The 21,489-nt window shown below is 65.8% G+C and carries 24 protein-coding genes and 2 pseudogenes; 16 read left to right on the forward strand and 10 right to left on the reverse strand.

Annotated elements, in window-relative coordinates; translation table 11 throughout:
- Positions 1-7: 7 nt before the first annotated feature.
- Entirely contained in the window at positions 8-340 is a 333-nt protein-coding gene (locus ABIB49_RS14080; protein ID WP_226773968.1) for an ArsR/SmtB family transcription factor, read from the reverse strand.
- 605 nt (positions 341-945) lie between these two features.
- On the opposite strand from ABIB49_RS14080, the gene ABIB49_RS14085 reads away from it, so the two are divergent.
- Both ABIB49_RS14085 and ABIB49_RS14090 read left to right on the forward strand, forming a co-directional pair.
- Positions 946-1,122, forward strand: a complete 177-nt coding sequence (locus tag ABIB49_RS14085) for a DUF1059 domain-containing protein (RefSeq protein WP_226773967.1) — start codon at positions 946-948, stop codon at positions 1,120-1,122.
- Positions 1,119-2,273, forward strand: coding sequence for an EAL domain-containing protein (locus ABIB49_RS14090; RefSeq protein ID WP_226773966.1), 1,155 nt, complete (start codon positions 1,119-1,121; stop codon positions 2,271-2,273). Before ABIB49_RS14085 ends, ABIB49_RS14090 begins: the two co-directional genes overlap by 4 nt.
- Here ABIB49_RS14090 and ABIB49_RS14095 read toward each other — a convergent pair.
- Positions 2,270-2,728, reverse strand: coding sequence for a DUF1810 domain-containing protein (locus ABIB49_RS14095; protein WP_226773965.1), 459 nt, complete (start codon positions 2,726-2,728; stop codon positions 2,270-2,272). The two genes, ABIB49_RS14090 and ABIB49_RS14095, sit on opposite strands and share 4 nt — an antisense overlap.
- A gap of 206 nt (positions 2,729-2,934) precedes the next feature.
- On the opposite strand from ABIB49_RS14095, the gene ABIB49_RS14100 reads away from it, so the two are divergent.
- Genes ABIB49_RS14100 through ABIB49_RS14115 form a run of 4 tightly spaced genes read left to right on the forward strand, consistent with a single transcriptional unit; the run spans position 2,935 to position 4,447 of the window.
- The gene (locus ABIB49_RS14100) at positions 2,935-3,183 is read left to right on the forward strand and encodes an MgtC/SapB family protein (RefSeq protein ID WP_309485679.1); all 249 of its coding nucleotides are present in this window, start codon (positions 2,935-2,937) and stop codon (positions 3,181-3,183) included.
- Positions 3,165-3,440: a hypothetical protein gene (locus ABIB49_RS14105; protein WP_309485678.1), complete on the forward strand. Its 276-nt coding sequence runs from the start codon at positions 3,165-3,167 to the stop codon at positions 3,438-3,440. The genes ABIB49_RS14100 and ABIB49_RS14105 overlap by 19 nt, the downstream gene beginning before the upstream one ends.
- Positions 3,430-3,987 (forward strand): GNAT family N-acetyltransferase, encoded by a 558-nt coding sequence (locus ABIB49_RS14110; RefSeq protein ID WP_226773964.1) that lies wholly within the window; start codon positions 3,430-3,432, stop codon positions 3,985-3,987. The genes ABIB49_RS14105 and ABIB49_RS14110 overlap by 11 nt, the downstream gene beginning before the upstream one ends.
- Positions 3,988-4,042: 55 nt before the next feature.
- Positions 4,043-4,447 (forward strand): VOC family protein, encoded by a 405-nt coding sequence (locus ABIB49_RS14115; RefSeq protein ID WP_226773963.1) that lies wholly within the window; start codon positions 4,043-4,045, stop codon positions 4,445-4,447.
- Between the two features lie 26 nt (positions 4,448-4,473).
- On the opposite strand, the gene ABIB49_RS14120 is transcribed toward ABIB49_RS14115, so the two are convergent.
- Positions 4,474-4,962 (reverse strand): GNAT family N-acetyltransferase, encoded by a 489-nt coding sequence (locus ABIB49_RS14120; RefSeq protein ID WP_226773962.1) that lies wholly within the window; start codon positions 4,960-4,962, stop codon positions 4,474-4,476.
- A 122-nt stretch (positions 4,963-5,084) separates the two neighbouring features.
- Here ABIB49_RS14120 and ABIB49_RS14125 point away from each other — a divergent pair, with 122 nt between their 5' ends.
- Both ABIB49_RS14125 and trxA read left to right on the forward strand, forming a co-directional pair.
- Positions 5,085-5,630, forward strand: a complete 546-nt coding sequence (locus ABIB49_RS14125; protein ID WP_226773961.1) for an acyl-CoA thioesterase — start codon at positions 5,085-5,087, stop codon at positions 5,628-5,630.
- Between the two features lie 159 nt (positions 5,631-5,789).
- On the forward strand, positions 5,790-6,203 hold the full coding sequence (gene trxA, locus ABIB49_RS14130; RefSeq protein ID WP_226773960.1) for a thioredoxin: 414 nt from the start codon (positions 5,790-5,792) through the stop codon (positions 6,201-6,203).
- Between the two features lie 104 nt (positions 6,204-6,307).
- Here the strand turns inward: trxA and ABIB49_RS14135 are convergent, their stop codons facing one another.
- Positions 6,308-6,586, reverse strand: a complete 279-nt coding sequence (locus ABIB49_RS14135; protein WP_226773959.1) for a putative quinol monooxygenase — start codon at positions 6,584-6,586, stop codon at positions 6,308-6,310.
- A 100-nt stretch (positions 6,587-6,686) separates the two neighbouring features.
- Here ABIB49_RS14135 and ABIB49_RS14140 point away from each other — a divergent pair, with 100 nt between their 5' ends.
- Positions 6,687-8,363 carry an AMP-binding protein gene (locus ABIB49_RS14140; RefSeq protein ID WP_226773958.1) on the forward strand — a complete coding sequence of 559 codons (1,677 nt, stop codon included), beginning with the start codon at positions 6,687-6,689 and terminating at the stop codon, positions 8,361-8,363.
- Between the two features lie 23 nt (positions 8,364-8,386).
- Here the strand turns inward: ABIB49_RS14140 and ABIB49_RS14145 are convergent, their stop codons facing one another.
- The gene (locus tag ABIB49_RS14145) at positions 8,387-9,367 is read right to left on the reverse strand and encodes a DNA-3-methyladenine glycosylase family protein (protein ID WP_226773957.1); all 981 of its coding nucleotides are present in this window, start codon (positions 9,365-9,367) and stop codon (positions 8,387-8,389) included.
- Between the two features lie 163 nt (positions 9,368-9,530).
- On the opposite strand from ABIB49_RS14145, the gene ABIB49_RS19300 reads away from it, so the two are divergent.
- A complete protein-coding gene (locus ABIB49_RS19300) occupies positions 9,531-9,734 on the forward strand; it encodes a VOC family protein (RefSeq protein WP_396021236.1) in 204 nt (67 codons plus the stop codon).
- Here ABIB49_RS19300 and ABIB49_RS14150 read toward each other — a convergent pair whose 3' ends face one another.
- Positions 9,735-10,913, reverse strand: coding sequence for an SLC13 family permease (locus ABIB49_RS14150; RefSeq protein WP_226773974.1), 1,179 nt, complete (start codon positions 10,911-10,913; stop codon positions 9,735-9,737).
- A gap of 87 nt (positions 10,914-11,000) precedes the next feature.
- Between ABIB49_RS14150 and ABIB49_RS14155 the strand changes: the two genes are divergently transcribed.
- The 5 genes from ABIB49_RS14155 to ABIB49_RS14175 all read left to right on the forward strand — a co-directional run bounded on the left by ABIB49_RS14155 (position 11,001) and on the right by ABIB49_RS14175 (position 18,644).
- A complete protein-coding gene (locus ABIB49_RS14155; RefSeq protein WP_226773956.1) occupies positions 11,001-12,386 on the forward strand; it encodes a cystathionine beta-synthase in 1,386 nt (461 codons plus the stop codon).
- A 58-nt stretch (positions 12,387-12,444) separates the two neighbouring features.
- A complete protein-coding gene (locus ABIB49_RS14160) occupies positions 12,445-13,647 on the forward strand; it encodes a cystathionine gamma-synthase (protein WP_226773955.1) in 1,203 nt (400 codons plus the stop codon).
- A gap of 6 nt (positions 13,648-13,653) precedes the next feature.
- Positions 13,654-14,940 carry a glycosyltransferase 87 family protein gene (locus ABIB49_RS14165; RefSeq protein WP_226773954.1) on the forward strand — a complete coding sequence of 429 codons (1,287 nt, stop codon included), beginning with the start codon at positions 13,654-13,656 and terminating at the stop codon, positions 14,938-14,940.
- A 524-nt stretch (positions 14,941-15,464) separates the two neighbouring features.
- Positions 15,465-16,118, forward strand: a complete 654-nt coding sequence (locus tag ABIB49_RS14170) for an MOSC domain-containing protein (RefSeq protein ID WP_282358499.1) — start codon at positions 15,465-15,467, stop codon at positions 16,116-16,118.
- A gap of 390 nt (positions 16,119-16,508) precedes the next feature.
- Positions 16,509-18,644 carry a DEAD/DEAH box helicase gene (locus ABIB49_RS14175; protein WP_282358498.1) on the forward strand — a complete coding sequence of 712 codons (2,136 nt, stop codon included), beginning with the start codon at positions 16,509-16,511 and terminating at the stop codon, positions 18,642-18,644.
- 69 nt (positions 18,645-18,713) lie between these two features.
- Here the strand turns inward: ABIB49_RS14175 and ABIB49_RS14180 are convergent.
- Positions 18,714-19,026 (reverse strand): annotated as a pseudogene (locus ABIB49_RS14180) (aldehyde dehydrogenase family protein); the annotation flags it as partial.
- On the opposite strand from ABIB49_RS14180, the pseudogene ABIB49_RS19305 reads away from it, so the two are divergent.
- Positions 19,017-19,166 (forward strand): annotated as a pseudogene (locus ABIB49_RS19305) (DUF4913 domain-containing protein); the annotation flags it as partial. The pseudogenes ABIB49_RS14180 and ABIB49_RS19305 overlap by 10 nt on opposite strands.
- A 203-nt stretch (positions 19,167-19,369) precedes the next feature.
- On the opposite strand, the gene ABIB49_RS14190 reads toward ABIB49_RS19305, so the two are convergent.
- The 3 genes from ABIB49_RS14190 to purU form a co-directional block, all read right to left on the reverse strand.
- Complete coding sequence (locus ABIB49_RS14190) at positions 19,370-19,576, reverse strand: hypothetical protein (protein ID WP_282358497.1); 207 nt, start codon at positions 19,574-19,576, stop codon at positions 19,370-19,372.
- A 29-nt stretch (positions 19,577-19,605) separates the two neighbouring features.
- A complete protein-coding gene (pdxS, locus tag ABIB49_RS14195; protein WP_226773951.1) occupies positions 19,606-20,505 on the reverse strand; it encodes a pyridoxal 5'-phosphate synthase lyase subunit PdxS in 900 nt (299 codons plus the stop codon).
- A gap of 84 nt (positions 20,506-20,589) precedes the next feature.
- On the reverse strand, positions 20,590-21,486 hold the full coding sequence (gene purU, locus ABIB49_RS14200; protein ID WP_226773950.1) for a formyltetrahydrofolate deformylase: 897 nt from the start codon (positions 21,484-21,486) through the stop codon (positions 20,590-20,592).
- Between the last annotated feature and the right edge of the window lie 3 nt (positions 21,487-21,489).

Here is a 21,489-nt window from a genome sequence, read left to right on the forward strand (position 1 = left end):
ACTCTTCCTATCCCTCGGTGAGAATTTCTGCGATCCTGGTGGCCCGGTCCCGCCAGATCACCTCGTATTCATCGAGCAGCCGCCGGGCCCTTTGCAGGGCATCGTGGCGTGCGCGCACGATCTGCTCCCGTCCGCGCTTTTCCTTCGTCACCAGGTCAGCGCGCTCCAGGACCGCCACGTGTTTCTGTACGGCGGCAAAACTCATGGCGTAGTGGTCCGCCAGCCCCGACACGGACGACTCTCCAGCCGTCACCCGAGTGACGATATCGCGGCGGGTAGCATCCGCAAGCGCCTGAAACAGGCGGTCAAATTCGGCATCCCTTAGCTTATCTACAACCATTTGGTTGTAGAATAGTCCGGTTGACCGGCGGTGTCAACGCTGCCCGGTCGGCCCTTGGGCCATGCCGGGGTGCACCGCGATGAGCTCAATTTTGTTCCCCGGCTGGACAGTCCTTTTCGGGGCCCGGGAGCACCCCGGCGTCCAACTGGTTCAACATCCGGTGGGCGGCGAGTGCCTCGTCCTAAACGGTGCTGCGCGGCGGCCCGGAAAATTCCGTCGGGCAGCCGACGTTGAAAATGCTGGAAATGACGGTGCTGAGGCTGCTCCGGGGAAGGGACGGGACGCTGGAGCGCAAATGTTAATATTCAGTCCCATCCGTGCGATGACGGGCCACGAATAGCTCTTCGGTAGGCCAAGGCGGTAAGCAGTCCGGCGCGGCCCGCCGGGAGCCCATTGGGTTCGGGAGATCATCGGCGAGGATGACACCGGGGCCAAAAGCTGAACATCAAGCAGCAATTGCACCGGAGCAGCAGCCAGGATAAAAGGCAGCCGCCAGGCGCATATCACCGTGTATTGCCGCTCAGGGCAGTACTGTAGTGCCGTTCGCCGTCAAACAGTTTTGACGCCAAATATTCATTATCGCCGTCAAATATCAAGGAGCCTACGTGAAATCTTTTGCCTGTGGAGACGTAGTACCTGGTTGCGAAGCCCGATGGGTATGCAGCACGGAAGACGAAATCCTGGTCACCGTCGCCGCGCACGCAGCGGCCGCGCATGGCTTGGTGGAACTGCCCGACGAAGTCGTCCGGTCGGTCCACCGCGCAATCGTTCCGGTTAGTTGAGCAGCCCCGCGGCGGGCCGGCCGTCTCCCGCTGCCCGCGCCCCCGCGGGACCGCACTGGGAGGAGCTCTTGGCGGTCGCCTGCCGTGGAGACGGCCTCGCAGCGGCGTTCCAGCCGATTGTCGACACAGCCCGCGGTTCGGTGGTGGGCTATGAAGCGCTCGCCCGGTTTCCCGGCTTCACCGAGCAAAATCCCGAAGTGTGGTTTTCCGCTGCCCGCGACCATGGGAAGTCTGCAGAACTCGAATCGGCCGCCCTGCGGACAGCACTCGCGGCTCGTTCCACGCTGCCGACCAACTGCTTCCTGACTCTCAACGTTTCTCCCGAGCTGCTGGGCACCGAGGAGATCCGGAGCATCTGGCGGGAGGAAGGAAATCTGGGTGGACTCATCGTTGAACTGACCGAACAGACCCCCATCGATTCCTACGTGGGGCTGGAACCTGACCTGAACCAGCTGCGTGCCGCCGGCGCCCTGATCGCCGTGGACGACGCCGGTGCCGGCTACGCGGGACTGCGGCACCTGTTGTCGCTGCGGCCCTCCCTGATCAAGATCGACCGTGACCTCATCCAGGACGTCGACCGCGATGAAGCAAAGCGAGCCCTGATCGAGATGCTGGGCACCTTTGCCAGCCGTGTCGACGCATGGATCCTGGCCGAGGGTGTTGAACGGGTGGAGGAACTCGACGCTCTGGTCTCTCTTGGTGTGCCCCTGGTTCAGGGCTATTACCTGGCCAGGCCGGCACCGGCCTGGGCCGGCATCGATCTGGATCTGGCCCACCGGCTCGCTTCGAAGCCAGCGGCATCCGGCAAGGCAGTCGTTCGCGATGTCCTAGAATCTGCGACGACGGCAAGTACTGTCGTGCTCGCCGCGGAGGCCTTCGCCGGAAACCCCGGACTTGAGTCGGTGGTTTTGATCGGTGAGCACCTGCGGCCGGTTTCTGTGCTGACCCCGGCCGCAGCGGGGCTGGGCGTGGTCAACCCCGGCATGCGCGTGAACCTGGATACCCCGCTGAGCGAGGCCCTGGCCCGGTCCATGACGCGGTCCGCCTCCAGCCGGTTCGAGCCCCTGTTGGTAACTGACAACGCCGGCCGCTACGCCGGTGTCGCCCGCTTGGAACGGATGATCACGGCGCTGGCAACGCCGGAAGCCTAACCAGGTCCTGCTTCGGGTCGACGCTTGAGGCCGAGGATCTGGTCGGTGGCCGGATCGGGCACCCCGTCGAAGTATGCGGCAAGCACCTCCCGGAAGATGCCCGCACGGGGGTCCGCCCGCAGGAACAGGGTCATTGAGGAGCGCAGCTTCCGCTCATCGATCCCGCCGAAGATCTGCACGGCGGAGCGCCCTGCCAGGCCGGCCACCGCCTGTGTGCATTCGACCAGCCGGGGACCCAAGACCGGATGCAGCAGATAGGCCTTCGCTTCATCCAGCGATGTCACCGCGTACCGCTGTGCAGTCGCGCTCCTCCCGAGTCCGGCGAGCTGCGGGAACACAAACCACATCCAGTGGCTGCGCTTAGATCCCCCGCGAAGCTCATCGAGGGCACGCCGGTAGCTTTCGTCTGAATCCTGGGCTGTGACGAAACGTTCCAGCTGGTAGGGGTCCTCCACAGTGTCCTCCCTGGCCCGGCCCGCGTCTGCGCCCCAGCGGGCCGTGACGTCCGGACAGCCGGCGACCGAGGCCGGCCGCACGCTGCCACAGCGGCGCGGTTCTTCGATCCTATGGTGGCGGAAGCGTCCGAGGAAAGAGGGGGTTCGTGCAGCAGTGCTCCCGGCCAGCCCGGCCATTGATTCACGGGCCAAGTAAGGTGGGCCGCATGTTTGCATTCTTCACCGAAACAAGCCTGGTGGAAGCCGGCCTGCTGCTTGCGACGTTTGTGCTCTGTTCGCTGATCGGCATTGAGCGCCAGGTCCGGCAGAAGAGCGCCGGCTACCGGACCCATGTGCTGGTGGGACTCGGCTCCTGCGCGTTCACCCTGGTGTCCGCCTACGGTTTCGCGTTTGTGATGGACCCCGGGGCGCCTGTGGCGCCGGCAGGATCCCTTCCGTGGACAGGAACCGCGTGATGCACATCGACCATGCGGATGGCCAGGGCGTTCTGCGGCAGATCCTCGAGATCGCCACCACCTTGGGGTTCAGTTCCTCGATCCAGCGCACCCGTCGCAGCGGGGATGAGCAGAAGCCAATGGTCTCCATGGACGTGCGGTTCTTCGGACGCCATCCGCTGCGCAACCTCGTCCTGCCGCTTATGGACCTGCAAGGCGTTGCAAGCGTCAGCGTCCGTGGCGCCGATTCCAGCGAGGACGACGACGATGCGGCCTGAGCTTTTGCGTGCCAACGATCAGACCCTGGCCGGCAGCGTCCAGGTCCGGGTGCTGCGAGCATCCGACGCGGCGGCCCTGAGCGCTGCATACCGGCGGAACCGCGAGCACCTGGCGCCTTGGGAGCCGCTGCGGGCAGAGGAGTTCTTCACCGTCCACGGTCAACGGGCAAGCATTCAATCCAAGCTGGACTTGTTCGATGCGGGATCGGCTGTTCCCTGGGTTCTCACCGACGGTGACGTGATTGTGGGGTTGATGACTCTCAGTGGCATCGTCCGGGGCCCGTTTCTCAGCGCCAACCTCGGGTACTGGGTGGACGAAGGCTACGGCGGGCGCGGGATCGGCTCGGCTGCGGTCGCCTGCGCCGTCGAGTCAGCGCGGGAGGCACTGGGCCTGCACCGGCTGCAGGCGGCCACCCTCCGGCACAACGCAGCCTCGCAGAAGGTCCTTAAGCGCTCCGGGTTTATGCAGATCGGCATGGCACCGGACTATCTCAACATTGCCGGCGCCTGGCAGGACCACCTCCTCTTCCAGCGCATTCTGGCGTAAGCCGCGGGAGCACGGCGGCGGCAAGTTCTGCCTCAAGGCGTGCGAGACTCTTCAGGTGACTGATGAAACGCCTGGAGCCCTGGACCACGTGGAACTGTGGGTCCCGCACCTTGGCCGTGCGCAGTCCGAATGGGGCTGGCTCCTGACCCGGCTGGGCTATCGCGACCACCAGGACTGGCCGCACGGGTGCAGTTGGCGGCGGGGTCCGACGTACATCGTCGTCGAGGAGTCTCCGGCGCTGAGCAGCCGCGCCTACGAGCGCACCGCGCCCGGACTCAACCACCTTGCCTTTCGAGCGGGTACCCGGCGTCAGGTCGATGCCGTGGCGGTGGACGCCGTCGCGCATGGCTGGCGGGAACTGTTCCCCGAGAAGTACCCGCACGCCGGCGGCCCGGACCACTACGCCGCATATTTGGTGAATTCGGACGGCTTCGAAGCAGAATTGATCGCGACCGTCTGAAACGTCGCGCGGCCAGGGACCGGGGATCAGCGGACCATCCGCAGGATTCGGACCGGGGTGCCGAGCAGTTCGTGGTCGGCTGCGGAGCCGTCGGGGGAGAAGCCGTTGCGGCGGTAAAAGGCGAGCGCCCGGGGATTTTGTTCGGCAACCCAAAGATAGGCGCCGCTGTCGGCCACGGCTGAATCCAGCAGCAGTTGGCCCGCCCCCGAGCCATACTGGCTGGCGAGTACGTAGAGTCCCATCAGCTCCCGGTCTCGGGGTCCGTCCTCATCGCGTCCGGCCCCGGCGCTGGCCCAGCCGACGATCTCGGCGCCGGCGCAGGCCACCCAGACACTTGAGGTGCCGGCGGCGATGATGGAACGCCAGCTCCTCTCCCGCGGGCCCTGCTGCAGTCCGGCCAGGGCAGCTGCCGGCAGGAGGTGGGCGTAGCTTTCGCGCCAGGCCTGGAGGTGCACGCGGGCAATACCGCCAGCGTCCGCCGGCGAAACGGCCCGTACAGTCAGGTCCCTTGTCATCCGAACAGCGTAATACCCCGGAGAAGCGGCCGGCCGGCGGACACTCAACCTACCGCCGGACGGGGCGCACGCCGCGGGTACGGGTCTTGGCAGCTTTGTTACTCGCGGGTAACATGTTCACCATGCATCTGCTCCTGCGCACGCTCGTCCTGCTTTTTACCTCGTCCCGCCGCTCTCCGCTAAGCATCTGGGACACCGCGTCGCTGCCGTTGAAGGTACTGCCGACCGATATTGATATTGCGATGCATGTCAACAACGGAATGTATTTCTCCCTGATGGACCTGGGCCGGTTTGACCTGATGGCCCGCAGCGGAACCTGGAAGGCCATGCGCCGCAGGGGATGGAGTCCCGTGGCGGCGGGGGAGACAATCGCTTTCCGCCGTTCGCTGCAGTTGTGGCAGCGGTACACCATTGAAACGAGGATCATCGGCCTGGACGAGAAAGCCATCTACTTCGAGCAACGGATGGTGGTGGACGGGGAAATCTACGCCCGTGCCTTCATCGCAACCCGTCTGGTCAGCAAGGGCAAGCCGGTTAGCCAGGCTGAAATCATCCGTGAGTTCGGGGCGCCTCCGGCGGATCTGGAACTGCCCGCCTGGATTCACGAGTGGCGCGAAACCAATGCCCTTCCCGGGGCGCGCCGCGCCGCCCCGAACGTCTGGGCCTAAGTCCCCACATGGCGCCGGCGACAGGCCCAAGCCGCCGGGCCGGCTGGGTACACCTAAGGCCCCGGGGCGGAAATCCGGGCCCGCCGGTGTGTCGTCACATGGATGTGCCAACAGCGAAATGCGCGGGACAAGGCGGGGCTGCTCGCGTACCGTTGAACCATGGCTACCGTAGACATTACAGGTGAACAGTTCGCATCGACCGTCGAGGACAACAACATTGTCCTTGTTGATTTTTGGGCCGAGTGGTGCGGCCCGTGCAAGCAGTTCGGACCCACCTACGCCGCAGTTTCCGAGAAGCACCAGGACGTTGTGTTCTCGAAGGTGGACACGGAGGCCGAGCAGCAGCTCGCTGCCGAGGCCGGCATTACCTCCATCCCCACCCTGATGGCGTTCCGTGAAAAGGTGCTGGTGTTTTCCCAGCCGGGTGCGCTGAACGCCCAGCAGCTGGAGCAGGTCATCGACGCCGTCAAGGCCCTCGATATGGAAGAAGTCCACGCGCACGTCGCGCGGTCCCAGGCGGAAGCCGCCACGGCAGCCACCGCCCAGGACGGCAGCCAGATCCCGGAGTCCTAGCTACCCCGCACGGACCCAAAGAGAAAAACGCGGGGCCGCTGCGCACCCATCGTCGTAAGACCAATGGGTGGGCAGCGGCCCCGCGTTGTTTTGGGACTGGGGGCTTAGAGTTTCACGAGCTTGACCGGCTCCGCCAGCAGTGCGCTGAGGGATTCGTTGAGGTCCTGGACCGCTGTTCCTTTTGAATGCGTGTCCAGGTCTTCCTGCGAGGCCCACTGTTCGGTCAGCACCAGCTTGGCCTCGGTGGCCTCCGTCAACTCGTACCGGATGCAGCCGGGTTCGTTGACTACTTGCTCAATCGCAATCTCCAGCGCGAGCTTCACACGAAAGAATTCGCCGTCGTTGGGGATGAAGGTGGCCTGAAGGTCTATGGGTTCGCTCATGGTTTTCACCATACCGGGTCGCGTCCTTGTGTCCGAAGATTTCGTAGGACATCCAAGCTTTGGTCTTCTTTTGCCGGCCGAGTGTTGGTAGCGTCACAGCATGCTTGCATACACAGCCGGGGACACTGACGTCCCGCTGCTTGAGGAAACGATCGGCGATAATTTCGAACGAATCGTGGCCCGGTTCCCTTATCAGGACGCCTTGATCGAGGCTGCGGCGGTTCCGGGGGAGGAAGCGCGCCGCTGGAGTTATACCAAACTGAACGACGACGTCGACCGGGTCGCCCGTGCCCTGCTGGCCCTGGGCGTGGCAGCAGGCGATCGCATCGGGATCTGGAGCCCGAACTGCGCCGAATGGACCATCCTGCAGTACGCGACGGCCAAGGCCGGGGCGATCCTGGTCAACGTCAATCCCGCGTACCGCAGCCACGAGCTGGAATTTGTGGTGCAACAGAACGGCATGCGGATGCTGGTCGTGGCCCCCTCGGACCGTAACAGCGACTACACCGCCATGGCTCGTCAGGCGCTGGCCGAATGCCAGGAACTGGTCGAACTTGTTTTCCTTCCCGATTCCGGCCTGCCGGGCCTTACGGCCGGCGTCCCCGAAGCTGGCGGCGAGCGCAGCTACGCGGAACTCCTGAAACGTGCCGACGACGTCGGGCACGCTGCCTTGAAGGCGCGGATGGCCGAGCTGGACCCCCACGACCCGATCAACCTGCAGTACACCTCGGGCACCACCGGCTTCCCCAAGGGGGCCACGCTCTCGCACCACAACATCCTGAACAACGGCTACTCGATCGGTGAGTTGCTCGAATACACCGAACGGGACAGGGTGGTGCTTCCGGTGCCGTTTTACCACTGCTTCGGTATGGTCATTGGAAACCTCGCCGCACTAAGCCACGGCTGCGCCACCATCATTCCCGGCCGGGGCTTCGCCCCCGCAGCCGCGCTGGAAGCGGTGCAGGACTTTGGCGGCACCTCGTTGTACGGCGTGCCCACGATGTTTATCGCCGAACTGGCGCTGCCCGACTTTGCCTCCTACGACCTTTCCACGCTCCGCACCGGGGTGATGGCAGGATCGTTGTGCCCCATCGAGGTGATGAACCGGGTCATAGCGGAGATGAACATGCGCGACGTCGCTATTTGCTACGGGATGACGGAAACTTCGCCGGTGTCCACCATGACCCGCAGTGTCGACACAATGGCCCAGCGCACCCAAAGCGTGGGCCTGACGATGCCGCACCTGGAGAGCACTGTTGTGGATCCAATGACCGGCGGGGTGCTGCAGCGCGGGGAGATCGGAGAACTGTGCACCCGCGGATACTCCGTTATGAAGGGGTACTGGAACCAGCCGGAAAAGACCACGGAGGCGATCGACGCCGAGGGCTGGATGCACACCGGCGACCTCGCCCGGATGGATGCGGACGGCTACATCGTGATCGAGGGACGGATCAAGGACATGGTGATCCGTGGTGGTGAAAACGTCTATCCCCGCGAGATCGAAGAGTTCCTGTACACACACCCGGACATCCAGGACGTCCAGGTGATCGGGGTGCCGGACGCCCGGTACGGCGAGGAACTGATGGCCTGCATTATCCTCAGGGCCGGCGCCGCCCGGCTGGACGCCGAGAGCCTGGCCGAGTACTGCCGCGGGAAGCTGGCGCACTACAAGATCCCGCGCTATGTGGACGTGCGGGATAATTTCCCGATGACGGTCTCCGGCAAGATCCGCAAAATGGACATGCGGCAGGAAGCCGTGGCCCGTCTGGGGCTCTGACCCCGCCCTGCCGCGGCGGCGGGCTAGTGGCTGCGGTGGTCCTGGATGGTCATCCGCGGCCCGAAGGTGGGTTTGCGGAAGCCGCTGAACCCGATCATCCGGACCACACGCTGCCGCTGCCCGGCCCACGGTGCCAGCAGCCGGAGCATGCCGGCGTCGTCCGTCCGGCGGCCGGTGAGCGCCGCGCCCACATACGCCGCAAGGTGGTAGTCGCCCACGGCAATGGAGTCCGGACAGCCGTGGGTGCGCTGCACCACCTCCGCCGCGGTCCACGCGCCGATCCCGGGAAGGGTCTGCAGCTTCGCGGAGGCCTCCGACGCCGGAAGCGCGGCGAGCCGCTCCAGCGCGACGGCGGAGCGCAGCGCGCGCATGACGGTTGCCGATCGTTGCGGCCCCACCCCGGCCTGGTGCCATTCCCAGGACGGGATGCGCAGCCACTGCTCGGCGGTGGGCTGGACCATCAGGTTGGCGGGAGCGACGGTGCCTGCTCCGGGTGCCGGCGTGCCAAAGCGGTACATCAAATACCGGTAGCCGCGCCTCGCCTCAATGACTGTGACCTTCTGCTCCAGCACCGTCGGCACGAGGGAATCGATCATCCGGCCGGTGGCGGGCAACCGCACAGCCTGGTTTCGGCGCCGGGCCTCAACCACCATCCGGGGGAGCGTGGCGTGGAAGCCGGCCTCGTCAAAGCCGGACCAGTCATCATCGCGGCCCAGCAGCCGCGGAACGGAGTCCACGGCCGCGGCAGCTCCCGGACCCCAAGCCTGGACGTTGACGGCCGGTTCCGAGCTCGGTCCGGCGGCGGTCAGGCGCAGCGACGCCGGACCCGACGCCGTCGTGAAGCCCAGCCACAGTCCGTCAGCCGCGGTGCGGATGGACGGATCTCCCTGCCCGCGCAGGAGCGGCCCGAGCGTCTGGGACAGGTCGAAGGGGCCGCCCGGGTGCCAGCGCAGCGAGGCGTCGGCCGCGGCGGCAACGCTTGCCGGGACGTCTGCAATGGTCATCCGACAATGATTCCACGCACGGCCAGCGGCGACCGCATCTTGGCCGCCGGCGGCCCGCCCCGCAGGGCCCTTAACGTCCCGGGCCGGCGGGGTTAGATTCCGGCTGTGGGGCTGGCCGCGTACGCCCGCCCCTGGCCCGAATCCTTGTTCCTAGGAGAACGTAATGGCTGGTGGAGTAGTACATTTTGAGATCCCCGCTGACGACGAGCACCGCGCACGGGAGTTCTACAGGTCGATTTTCGGCTGGGAGTTTCAGGTACTGCCGGAGATGGATGGAACGCGTACTTCAAGGACACCGAGGGCAACGTTCCAGGACTGTGGCAAAACGCCTCGGCGCGCGGAAGCGCCGGCTCCCCGGCCGCTGTGATCAGTGCATTCCCGTGGTCAGCCAGAGTGCCACAACCGCTAGGGGCACGGTGAGGACGACGGCGGCGAGGCCTGCGACCGCGAACCCGCCCCAGCGGATCTCGACGTTGAGGGTGCGCAGCCGTTCGTGCCAGAGGAGAGTGGCCAGGGACGCCCACGGGGTTACCAGCGGGCCGAGGTTCACCCCGAGGAGCAGGGCCGCGAGCCGCACCGGCGAGTCGCCTGCCGGTTCCAGCGCCAGGTAGGCCGGCAGGTTGTTCGCCGCGTTCGCCAACCCAACGCCGATTCCCGCGAGCTGCAGCAGCGCCGGAAGACCCTCGCCTGACCCGGCGATTCCGGACAGGAACCGCGTGAGGCCTTGGGCGTGCAGGGCTTCGACCACCATAAACAGCCCGGCGGTGAGGCTAAGCGGCCGCCAGGGGATCATGGACCAGCGCAGCGCCGCGCGACGGCGCCAGAGAAAGAGGCCCAGCAGGACCGCCGCCGCCGTGATCGCCGGGAGCTGCACGGGAACGCCGGAGACGAGGGCGGGCAGCAGCAGCACCATCACCCCCGACGCCAAGTACAGCAAAAGCCTGTCCCGTGCCTTGCCGGCTGGCTGTGGAATGTAGCGGCCGGCCAGGTCCTTCCGGAACGCCAGCCACAGCAACCCGATCGGGACCAGGATCCCCACCAGCGCCGGCGCCCAGACGAGGCCGGCAAAGGCGGCCGGGCTGAGCTTCAGCCGGTCCTGGGCCAGCAGATTCGTCAGGTTCGACACCGGCAGCAACAGCGATGCGGTGTTGGCCAACCAGACCGTTGTCAGCGCAAACGGCAGCGGCGGGATCCGGGCGTGGATGGCCAGCAGCACAACGACCGGGGTCACGAGCACGGCAGTTGTATCCAGGGACAGGAACACTGTGGAGACGGTGGCCAGGCCGATCACCAGCAGCCACAGCAGGAAGACCCGCCCCCGGCCCAGCACCGCAAGCCGCTCCGTCACGACCCGGAACAGGCCGGCGTCGTCAACCATTTCGGTCACGAGGGACATGGCTACCACAAAGGCCAGCACCGGGACGGTGCGGGCGGCCAGGGCCTCGAACGCGGGCCAGGGCAACAATCCGGTGAGTAGCACGGCGGTGCCCGCGGCCAGCATGCCGGCGGGGAGCAGATGGTCGTTCAATTCCCTGGGCCAGCGCATGCTCGTCACCGGATAATCTTCGCACCCGGATGCGCCGGATGACTGCCCCGACGTCCCGCGGTCCGCGGAGACGGTAACTTTGTATCTATGAAGTACGCCCAGTCCGTTCTGGACCTCATCGGCAATACGCCGCTCGTCAAGCTGCACCACGTTACCGACGGCATCGGGGCCACGGTCCTGGTGAAGCTGGAATACCTGAACCCCGGCGGTTCCATCAAGGACCGCATCGCGGTGAAGATGATCGAGGAGGCCGAACGCACCGGCAAGCTCCTGCCCGGCGGCACCATCGTGGAACCCACCTCCGGCAACACCGGTGTGGGACTGGCCCTCGTAGCCCAGCAGAAGGGCTACCGGTGCATTTTTGTCGTGCCGGACAAGGTCGGCGAGGACAAGCGCGCCGTCCTCCGGGCCTACGGCGCCGAGGTTGTGGTGACTCCCACCGCCGTCGCCCCTGACAGCCCGCACAGCTACTACGGCGTCTCGGACCGGCTGGTGACCGAAATCCCCGGCGCCTATAAGCCCGATCAGTTTTCCAACCCGGCCGCCCCGGCCAGCCACTACGAATCGACCGGCCCGGAAATCTGGGCCGACACGGACGGCCGGATCACGCACTGTGTGATTGGTGCCGGTACCGGCGGCACCATCACCGGTACCGGCCGGTACCTCAAGGACGTCTCGGCCGGCCGGGCGGCGGCCGACGGCGGGGTGGTCAAGATCATCGGCGCTGATCCGGCAGGTTCGGTCTACTCCGGCGGCACCGGACGGCCGTACTTCGTCGAGGGTGTCGGTGAGGACATGTGGCCCGCCAACTATGACAAAACCGTCGCCGACGCCGTCATCGCCGTGAGCGATGCCGACTCATTTGAGATGACCCGCCGGCTGGCCCGGGAAGAAGGCCTGCTGGTGGGCGGGTCCTCCGGCATGGCAGTCGTGGCCGCGCTGCAGGTCGCCAGGGACCTGCCCGATGACGCCGTCGTTGTGGTGGTCCTGCCGGACTCCGGCCGCGGTTACCTAGCCAAGATCTTCAACGACCAGTGGATGCGCTCGTACGGCTTCCTCGCCGGCGGGGACGAAGCGTCGGTGGGCGAGGTCCTCAAGTCCAAGACCGGCGAGCTGCCGGACCTTGTGCATATCCACCCCACCGAAAGCGTCCGCGACGTTATCAACATCATGAATGAGTACGGCGTCTCGCACATCCCGGTGCTCTCCCAGGAGCCGCCGGTCGTGATGGGCGAGGTGCTGGGGGCGGTTGACGAACGCACCTTGACCGCGAAGCTCTTCCGGGGCGAAGCCAAGCTCTCCGACAAGATTTCCGAACACATGGAGGCCCGGCTGCCGGTCATCGGCTCGCTGGAATCCATCTCGACCGCCCGCGATCTCCTCTCCGGCGCCGACACCCTGATGGTGACGTTCGTCGGCGCTCCGGTGGGGATCCTGACCCGCCACGACCTGCTCGCCTACCTCAGCAACTGACCCGGTGGCGGGGCATGCCGTTGCAGCATGCCCCGCCCGCCGGCCGAAAGGAACGCACATGTCTTTGCCAGCCAACTCCTCCTCAAAGAACCCAGGCTTCAACACCCGCGCCGTGCACGCTGGCCAGGCGTTCGAGCCGCGGACCGGCGCCGTTGTGCCGCCCGTGCACTTCTCCTCCACCTACGCCCAGGACGGGATCGGCGGTCTACGGTCCGGCTACGAGTACGGGCGCGGAACCAACCCCACCCGGGATTCACTGCAGGAACAGCTCGCCGCGCTGGAAGGCGGCTCCGCTGCCTTCTCCTTCAGCTCCGGTCTGGCCGCCGAGGACTCCATGATCCGTGCGCTGACCCGCCCCGGCGACCACATTGTGCTGGGCAACGACGCTTACGGCGGCACCTACCGGCTGATCAGCCGGGTTCTGGGGGAGTGGGGAATTGGCAACACTCCGGTGGACATGTCCAGTCTTGACGCCGTGGCGACGGCCGTGGCGGCCCACAAAACCCGGCTCGTGTGGGTGGAGACGCCGTCGAACCCGATGATGAAGATCACCGACATCGCGGCGCTCGCCAAGGTGGCGCACGACGCCGGAGCCCTCCTGGTAGTGGACAACACCTTCGCCTCGCCGTACCTGCAGAACCCGCTGGGCCTCGGCGCCGACATTGTGGTGCATTCCACTACCAAGTACATCGGCGGGCACTCGGACGTTGTCGGCGGTGCCATCATCGTCAACGACGCGGACCTGGCCGAGAAGATCGGCTTTGTGCAGTTTGCCGTCGGCGCCGTCTCCGGCCCGATGGATGCTTTCCTCACCACCCGCGGGCTCAAGACCCTCGGCGTCCGGATGGACCGGCACAGCGACAACGCCCAGGCCGTGGCCGAGTGGCTGCTGCAGCGCCCCGAAGTGGAAGCCGTACTCTACCCGGGACTGCCCTCACACCCCGGCCACGAGCTCGCCCGGAGGCAGATGAAGAAGTTCGGCGGCATGATCTCCGTGCAGTTCAAGGGCGGCGAGGCGGCGGCGCGCAAGGTGGCCGAGTCGACTTCCGTGTTCACCCTCGCGGAGTCCCTCGGCGGCATCGAATCGCTGGTGAATTACCCGTCGGAAATGACCCATGCCTCGGTCAAGGGCACCGAATTGGCCGTCCCCGTCAACCTGATTCGGCTCTCCTGCGGCATCGAGGATGTTGAGGACCTGATCGCTGACCTGGAGCAGGCTTTCTCACAGATTGCGTCCCAGACCGGCGGGTCAGGCAGCTAACCACCCGTGACCACCACCACTGCCACGTCCTCAACCACCCGCGGCTGGCTCGCGACGGCGGCCGGCGCGCTCGCCGTCGGCCTCGCGCTGGTGGTGCTGTATTCGGCGTATATTCCGCTGATGAATGACTTTGAGGTTTACTTCTACGGCGGCAGCCGGGTGCTGCAGACCGGGGAAATCGGCGTCAACGAGCTGTACGCGGCGCGGGACGGGCTGCCGTTCACGTACCCGCCATTCGCGGCGCTGCTGTTCGCGGCCATGGCGACACTGGGCCAGGGCGGCGGGAGTCTCTTGTTCACCTGCACGGCACTGCTGGGCGCCGCTGTCTTGGCCGCCTGGCTGGCGCGGCACTACTTCCGCCCCGGCAACTGGCGGAACGCATTCGCGGACTGGCGTTTCCGGACAATGGCCCTGGCCGGCACGGCAGCGATCCTGCTGTTGGGGCCCTGGCGGGACACTTTCGACTTTGGCCAGATCAACATCATTCTGATGGGTCTGATCCTGGCCGACTTCGCGCTCTACGGCAAAGCCCGTGCCGGGCATATCCGCTGGCCCGCCGGCTTGCTGATCGGCATGGCTGCGGGCATCAAGCTGACTCCGCTCGCGTTCGGGCTCTACTTCCTGGTCCGCCGCGATTTCAAAGCCCTCGCCTGGATGGCGGCCGGCTTCTTCGGTTCCATCGGCCTCGCCTGGGCCGTGCTGCCGACGGCCTCGCTCACCTTTTGGACCAAGATCCTGCCTGACACCGGTCGAATCGGTGGGCCCGCATACGTGGACAATCTTTCGGTCAAGGGCTTGCTGCTGCACCTGGGGCTGCCGGATTCCGGCGTGACCAGCGTGTTGTGGCTGGTGCTGGCCCTGGCACTGGCTGCGATCACAGCACTTGTGATCACGCGGGCCGTGGCCGCGGACGAAAACCTGGTCGCCGTCTCGGCAACCGCCGTGCTGATGCTCCTGGTCAGCCCGGTTTCCTGGTCCCACCACTGGGTATGGATGGCTGTCGCCCTGCCCGGCATGGGCTTCGCGATCCGGCGGGTGCCATCCAGGAACGGGCGGATGCGCCGTGCGGGCTGGATCATCGTTGCGTTCTCCGCGCTTTCTTTTTACCTGACGCCCAAGTACCTCTCGGTCTTGGCGGGCGCAGCGGAGTGGGGTAAGGACCCGCAGACCCAGTGGCAGCTGATCGTGGCCAGCCTCGGGGTGCTCTGCGGCATCGCCATTCTGATCTACTGGGCGCTGGCGTACCGGCCTTCCCGGACGGTGCTGCACCCGCAGGCTGCCCCGGGGGCGTAGCGCCGCGAGCTGCCCACTCGCGCCGTCGCCAGTGGGCAGTTCGCCGCAATGTTTCGCCAAACACTGCCGCGAGCTGCCCACTCGCCCGAGCAGCGCCGGTGTTCCCGGCATCGCAGCTAGGTAGCATGCCTGCCGGCCTTCGGCTGGACCCTGCGGGAGGCCCCGGCCCGGTACCGCGGATTGCGGTGGCTTATGGGCGCAGTGCTGGGCCTGTCCGCACCCGTCTTCTTCTGGTCGCCGAAGACCATCGGTGTGCCCTCGGCGCCGAAAACCTCAATGTCCAGGCGCCTTACCCGTGGATTATGGCCTCCAGTGCCGGCGTGTTCTGTGCCCTGGCCATCATGGTGTGCCGGCTTCTGGTCCTGCGCCGCGCTTCCCTGACGCCGGCGATCCAGACCCCGCAGGTCGATGAAGCGGACTACCGCCGAGTCGGCACTGATGGCGATGATTGCGCCAAACACTGCCGCGAAATGACAACCCGGGCGGTCTCCGACGCCGGTGCGGCCCGGGCCTACACTGGTGAAATGGACACCGCCTCTGTTTTCGCCGTCTGCCGCGTGCACCAGTTGCTGAACGACACCGGAAGCGTGGGCGTGACAGCCATCGACAAACGGCCGGTGGCCGGGCCGGTCAAGGTGCACAGGCTTGGACTGCGCGGTGACATCCAGGCCAGCCGGATCCATCACGGCGGCGAAGACCAGGCGCTCTATGCCTACTCCCAGGACGACGCCGACTACTGGGCAGCGGAGCTCGGCCGCGAACTGCCGCCCGGGACCTTTGGTGAGAACCTGCGCGTCGCCGGCGTCAGCGCAACCAACGCCGTCATTGGGGAACGCTGGAAGATCGGACTCGACGTCGAAGTTGAAGTAACTTCTCCGCGCACGCCCTGCGCCACGTTCCAGCGCCGCATGCAAGAGCCGCACTGGGCCAAGCGGTTCGGCGATGCCGGGCGGGTGGGAACGTATCTGCGGGTAGTGCGCGTCGGCAGCATCCAGGCAGGGGACCACATCCACCGGATCTTCGTTCCCAGCCACGGGGTGACGATCGGTAAATGGTTCAGCGAGCCGGCATTCGAGGATATGGAGGCCCTGCGTGACGCCGACGCCGACGGTGAGATCCGCCTCCAGCCTGAGTACCACGGGGAATTCGAGAAGCTGCAGCGCCGTCTCCGGGCGTAGGGCAGCGGGCCCCGTGTGCGCAAGCTCACCGCTGTTCCGGGCCCTCTGGTTACCCATGCGAGGATTCATGCTTTATGATTGAAGTATCCCCCACTCCGGAAATCCCTTATTTCCTGCCCAATTCTTGAGGCAAGACTGGTAAGTGTTGGGGCCCGCGCAATTGAGATGCGGGCATTTTCATAGGGAGAGCCGGCTAAAGAAAACGCTGTACAGACTGCTGTGATAGCAGCCAAGAGATGCAGCGGGAAGTCCTGCCACGGGATTGCGAAAGCGCCGGGCTTCTATGTGACCGGCCGGTCAAGTACGTCCGGCGATTCAGGTCACGCGTACTGCGGCTCCGCTCACCTCGGGTTGTGCCGCTTGGCCCCTATGGATGAGGATATTTCACCTATGCCCGAAAATCAGAACAACTCCGTCGACACCGAAATCACCACCGAGAATAGCCAGGTCGACGTCGAGACTTCTGAAACGGCTGCCCCCGCAGCTGGCTCCGCCCCGGAATTCACCGAGGCGCCTGCGGACCACGAAGCTCCGGCCGCCGCCGAAGCCGCACCGCAGACCGAATCTAAGCCCGAAGCCGCATCAGCTCCGGCGAAGGAAGACGACGCCGAAGACGAAGGCGTCAAGTTCGTAGACCTCGGCATTGACGGCCGTGTCCTGGCCGCCCTGCAGGATGTGGGCTACGAGAAGCCTTCGCCGATCCAGGCAGCAACCATTCCGTTGCTGCTCGAAGGCCGCGACGTCGTGGGCCTGGCCCAGACCGGTACCGGTAAGACTGCAGCATTCGCAGTACCGGCGCTGTCCCGCCTGGCCGAGCTCCACGACCTCAACGGCCCGTCCCGCAAGACCCAGGCCCTGGTGCTCGCACCGACCCGTGAGCTCGCGCTCCAGGTTGCCGAAGCGTTCACCTCCTACGCCAAGCACATCGACGATTTCACCGTCCTTCCGGTGTACGGCGGCTCCGCCTACGGCCCCCAGCTCAACGGCCTGCGCCGCGGCGCCCAGGTTGTTGTCGGTACCCCCGGCCGCGTGATCGACCACATCACCAAGGGGTCCCTGGATCTGTCCGAGCTCCAGTACCTCGTGCTGGATGAGGCCGACGAGATGCTCCGCATGGGCTTCGCCGAAGACGTGGAGCAGATCTTCCAGCAGACCCCCGCGGGCCGCCAGGTGGCGCTGTTCTCCGCTACGATGCCGAGCCAGATCCGTCGGCTCTCCAAGCAGTACCTGAACAACCCCGCCGAGGTACAGGTCAAGTCCAAGACCACCACCGGCGCCAACACCCGCCAGCGTTACCTGCAGGTCATGGGCCCGCACAAGCTCGATGCGCTGACCCGCATCCTCGAGGTCGAAGAGTTCGAGGGCGTCATCGCCTTCGTCCGGACCAAGATGGCCACCGAGGACCTCGCCGACAAGCTGCGCTCGCGTGGTTTCCAGGCTGCTGCCATCAATGGTGACATCCCGCAGCAGCAGCGTGAGCGAACTGTCGAGGCCCTGCGTGACGGCAAGATCGACATCCTCGTCGCCACCGACGTCGCGGCCCGCGGCCTTGACGTTGAGCGCGTCAGCCACGTGGTCAACTACGACATCCCGCACGACACCGAGTCCTATGTGCACCGCATCGGCCGTACCGGCCGTGCAGGGCGTTCCGGCGACGCGATCCTCTTTATGACGCCGCGGGAGAAGTACTTGCTCCGGTCCATTGAGAAGGCGACCCGCCAGCCGGTGGAGCAGATGCACCTGCCCACCGCCGAATCGGTCAACACCCTGCGCCTTGGCAAGTTCGCGGAGAAGATCACCGAAACCCTCGCCTCCGAGGATGTTGCGGCGTTCCGCGACCTCATCGCCTCCTATGAGGAAGAGCACAACGTTCCGGCGTCGGAGATCGCTGCCGCACTGGCCGTGATGGCTCAGGGCGGCCAGCCTCTCCTGGTCAAGGAACTGCCGGCAGCCCCGGAATTCCAGAAGCGTGAACGCGCCAAGGATGGCTTCGGCTCCCGTGGCCCGACCCGCACCCTGACCGAGGGCAACGCCACCTACCGGATCGCCGTCGGACGCCGCCAGCGCGTGATGCCGGGTTCCATTGTTGGCGCCATTGCCAACGAAGGCGGCATCTCCTCGGCCCAGATCGGCGGCATCGACATCCGTGCGGACCACTCCCTCGTGGAGCTCCCGGCGGACCTCAGCGCCGACCAGCTCAAGGCGCTGTCCCGCACCCGGATCGGCGGCGAACTGATCCACCTCGAACTGGACAACGGACGCAAGCCCTCCGGCGAGCGTGGCGGCTACCAGGGCAGCAGCAGCCGTAGTGGCGACCGCGGCGGTTACTCCGGCGGCGGCGACCGCGGGGGCAACTTCAAGGGTAACGGCGGCTTCAAGCGCGAATTCCGCAAGACCGACGGCGAGCGGTCCTCCGCGGACCGTGGCGGACGTTCCTTCAGCGACCGCAACGAGCGCGGCGTCGGCACCGACGCCGCGCGCAAGCCGCGCACCGAGGGCGGCTTCAAGCCCCGCACCAAGTGGTAGCCACTCGCTGCTGAGCACTGAATCACCCTGAGAACGGGCCGGCTCTATTGCCGGCCCGTTTCGGTTTAAGTTCCTTTGGTCACATACCGACCCCATGTTCCGCATCTTGGCGGCAAAGGCGCCGTCGACGGCCTTGTCCAGGTGCGTCCTCGAAGACGATGAACGGCGCGTTCCGGCCGAGCTCCATGCAGATGCTCAGTACGTTGGTGGCGGTGTCGGCCATGAGTCGTTGCCCGCCGGCCAGCAGCGGCCCGGAGCTGCCCGCGGCGCTGGCGGAGGCCACGACGTTGAGTACTCCGGCGGGCAGGCCAGCATCCAGCATGGTCTGCGCAAAGAGCTGGGCGGTTGGCGGGGTAAGCCCAGCCGGCTTGAACACTATGGTGGCGGGACCCCGCAGACCACCACATGCGAGTTCTGCTGGACCCACAAGGGCCCTTCTACAACTGCGATATGAGAGAACACCGCGACCGCGACCATCTGGAACCAAAGATGACACCAGCTGGCTGGTTCCCTGACGTGAGGCTCCACCACGAAAAGTGGGGCTTTCCAAGGCCTACCGCCGAAAACTGTGCCCGTTCCGATTCTGGGTTTCGGGCACTCGCTGGCCGGACAACGCGTGCGACATCTGGCTCTCACCTCGACATGGCGGGCGACGGACATAAGGAAGGTTGGGGCCGTGGCGTTCATTCGGGGAGGGATGGCCGATGTGCCGAGATTCCCCGAGATCAGTGGCGAAACGCAGAGACCTTCCAAGCTTCGTAGCCTTGCGCTTTGTCGATCATTTTCCGCGGATTGTTGCCGTCCTGGGCAAGCCACAGGATATTGGAATCCTTTGTGGCGTGGTCGACGCGGCCTGTGCGGACTGTTTTTCCCTGGCGCCGGATTTCCACTGTTGCGCCGATCAGGTGTGCCCAGTCGTCATGAAGGATCATGAAGTTCGTTCCTTTTCAGAGTGGTTGGGCTACCAGCCGCGCTCGGCGAGGCGGTGCGGGGCCGGGATTTCGTCGACGTTGATTCCGACCATGGCCTCGCCCAGGCCGCGGGAGGCCTTGGCGATCTCGTCCGGGTCATCAAAGAAGGTAGTGGCCTTCACGACGGCGGCGGCACGCTGGGCCGGGTTGCCGGACTTGAAGATACCGGAGCCAACGAAGACACCGTCGGCGCCGAGCTGCATCATCATCGCCGCATCCGCCGGGGTGGCGATGCCGCCGGCGGTGAACAGCACCACGGGGAGCTTGCCGGTGGCGGCCACTTCCTTCACCAGTTCATACGGGGCCTGCAGTTCCTTGGCCGCGACGTAGAGCTCGTCCTCGGCCATCCCGGCGAGCCGCTTGATCTCCGCACGGATCGAGCGCATGTGCGTGGTGGCGTTGGAGACATCCCCGGTGCCGGCCTCACCCTTGGACCGGATCATCGCCGCGCCCTCGTTGATCCGGCGCAGCGCCTCACCAAGGTTCGTGGCACCGCAGACGAAGGGAATCGTGAAATTCCACTTGTCGATGTGGTTCGCGTAGTCCGCCGGGGTCAGGACCTCGGACTCGTCGATGTAATCCACGCCCAGGGTCTGGATGACCTGGGCTTCGACGAAGTGGCCGATCCGGACCTTCGCCATGACCGGAATGGACACGGCGGCGATGATCGCCTCGATCATGTCCGGATCGGACATGCGGGACACACCGCCCTGGGCGCGGATGTCGGCCGGAACGCGTTCCAGCGCCATCACTGCCACGGCTCCGGCATCCTCGGCAATGAGAGCCTGCTCGACGTTAACGACGTCCATAATGACGCCGCCCTTGAGCATCTCCGCCATACCGCGCTTGACGCGGCTGCTGCCCGTAGCCCGGGGAAGTGGCTGATTCAATGGATGTCTCTTTCGTTGTTTGTGGATGTACCGGGCGCGCCGTGGTGACACGGCTAGCGCCGGACTCCTGGGTGGGTCCAGGAGCTAGCGCAGGACGACCGTCCGGTTGTCTTGAAGGAAAACGCGTCCCTCGCAGTGCCAGCGGACGGCGTTCGATAGTGCCTTGCGCTCGGTGTCGCGTCCGGCGGCCACGAGATCCTCGGCGCCGAAGGTGTGGTCTACCTCGACCACCTGCTGGGAGATGATGGGCCCTTCATCGAGCTCCGCGTTGACGTAGTGCGCCGTGGCCCCTACCGTCTTCACGCCGCGGGCGTGCGCCTGGTGATAGGGTTTGGCGCCCTTGAAGCTGGGCAGGAAGGAGTGGTGGATGTTGATGGCACGGCCATCCAGGCGTCGGGTGAGCTCGTCGCTGAGGACCTGCATGTAACGCGCCAGAACCACGAGTTCGACATCGAGCCGGTCGACGAGCTCCATTAGGCGCTCTTCGGCTGCTGGCTTGGTGGCGGCCGTGACGGGCACGTGGAAGAAGGGGATGCCGTGCCATTCTACGATTCCCCGGTGGTCCGGATGGTTCGAGACGACCCCGACAATGTCGATGGGCAGCTCGCCGATGCGGGCGCGGAACAGCAGATCGTTGAGGCAGTGCTCGAATTTCGAGACCATGATCAGGACCCGGCGTTTCGCCCCGTGGGCGCGCAGTTGCCACTGCATGCCGAATTTTTCGGCCACGGGCGCGAAGGCCTCCTCAAGCGAACCAAGGGCGGCCGGTCCGCCGGGGGAGTTGTCGGCCACGGCGAAGTGGATCCGCATGAAGAAATGGCCGTCGTCCTGGGAGTCGAATTGCTTGCTTTCCAGGATGTCGCAGCCCTGTTCGAGCAGGAATCCGGACACGGCGTGGACGAGGCCCCGTGTTTCCGGGCAGTCGAGGGCCAGAACGTATTCATCGACGGTGCTGTTCGCGGTGCTATTTAAGGTATCCATGGC

It is taken from the genome of Arthrobacter sp. UYCu512 (assembly GCF_040547075.1).
Classification (GTDB): domain Bacteria; phylum Actinomycetota; class Actinomycetes; order Actinomycetales; family Micrococcaceae; genus Arthrobacter.

Bases quoted from the DNA above. Each gene is read 5' to 3' on its own strand.
- ABIB49_RS14080 (WP_226773968.1), bottom strand. From the start codon at position 340: ATGGTTGTAGATAAGCTAAGGGATGCCGAATTTGACCGCCTGTTTCAG.
- ABIB49_RS14100 (WP_309485679.1), top strand. From the start codon at position 2,935: ATGTTTGCATTCTTCACCGAAACAAGCCTGGTGGAAGCCGGCCTGCTG.
- ABIB49_RS14110 (WP_226773964.1), top strand. From the start codon at position 3,430: ATGCGGCCTGAGCTTTTGCGTGCCAACGATCAGACCCTGGCCGGCAGC.
- ABIB49_RS14120 (WP_226773962.1), bottom strand. From the start codon at position 4,962: ATGACAAGGGACCTGACTGTACGGGCCGTTTCGCCGGCGGACGCTGGC.
- ABIB49_RS14125 (WP_226773961.1), top strand. From the start codon at position 5,085: ATGCATCTGCTCCTGCGCACGCTCGTCCTGCTTTTTACCTCGTCCCGC.
- trxA (WP_226773960.1), top strand. From the start codon at position 5,790: ATGGCTACCGTAGACATTACAGGTGAACAGTTCGCATCGACCGTCGAG.
- ABIB49_RS14135 (WP_226773959.1), bottom strand. From the start codon at position 6,586: ATGAGCGAACCCATAGACCTTCAGGCCACCTTCATCCCCAACGACGGC.
- ABIB49_RS14140 (WP_226773958.1), top strand. From the start codon at position 6,687: ATGCTTGCATACACAGCCGGGGACACTGACGTCCCGCTGCTTGAGGAA.
- ABIB49_RS14145 (WP_226773957.1), bottom strand. From the start codon at position 9,367: ATGACCATTGCAGACGTCCCGGCAAGCGTTGCCGCCGCGGCCGACGCC.
- ABIB49_RS19300 (WP_396021236.1), top strand. From the start codon at position 9,531: ATGGCTGGTGGAGTAGTACATTTTGAGATCCCCGCTGACGACGAGCAC.
- ABIB49_RS14150 (WP_226773974.1), bottom strand. From the start codon at position 10,913: ATGCGCTGGCCCAGGGAATTGAACGACCATCTGCTCCCCGCCGGCATG.
- ABIB49_RS14155 (WP_226773956.1), top strand. From the start codon at position 11,001: ATGAAGTACGCCCAGTCCGTTCTGGACCTCATCGGCAATACGCCGCTC.
- ABIB49_RS14160 (WP_226773955.1), top strand. From the start codon at position 12,445: ATGTCTTTGCCAGCCAACTCCTCCTCAAAGAACCCAGGCTTCAACACC.
- ABIB49_RS14170 (WP_282358499.1), top strand. From the start codon at position 15,465: ATGGACACCGCCTCTGTTTTCGCCGTCTGCCGCGTGCACCAGTTGCTG.
- ABIB49_RS14175 (WP_282358498.1), top strand. From the start codon at position 16,509: ATGCCCGAAAATCAGAACAACTCCGTCGACACCGAAATCACCACCGAG.
- ABIB49_RS14190 (WP_282358497.1), bottom strand. From the start codon at position 19,576: ATGATCCTTCATGACGACTGGGCACACCTGATCGGCGCAACAGTGGAA.
- purU (WP_226773950.1), bottom strand. From the start codon at position 21,486: ATGGATACCTTAAATAGCACCGCGAACAGCACCGTCGATGAATACGTT.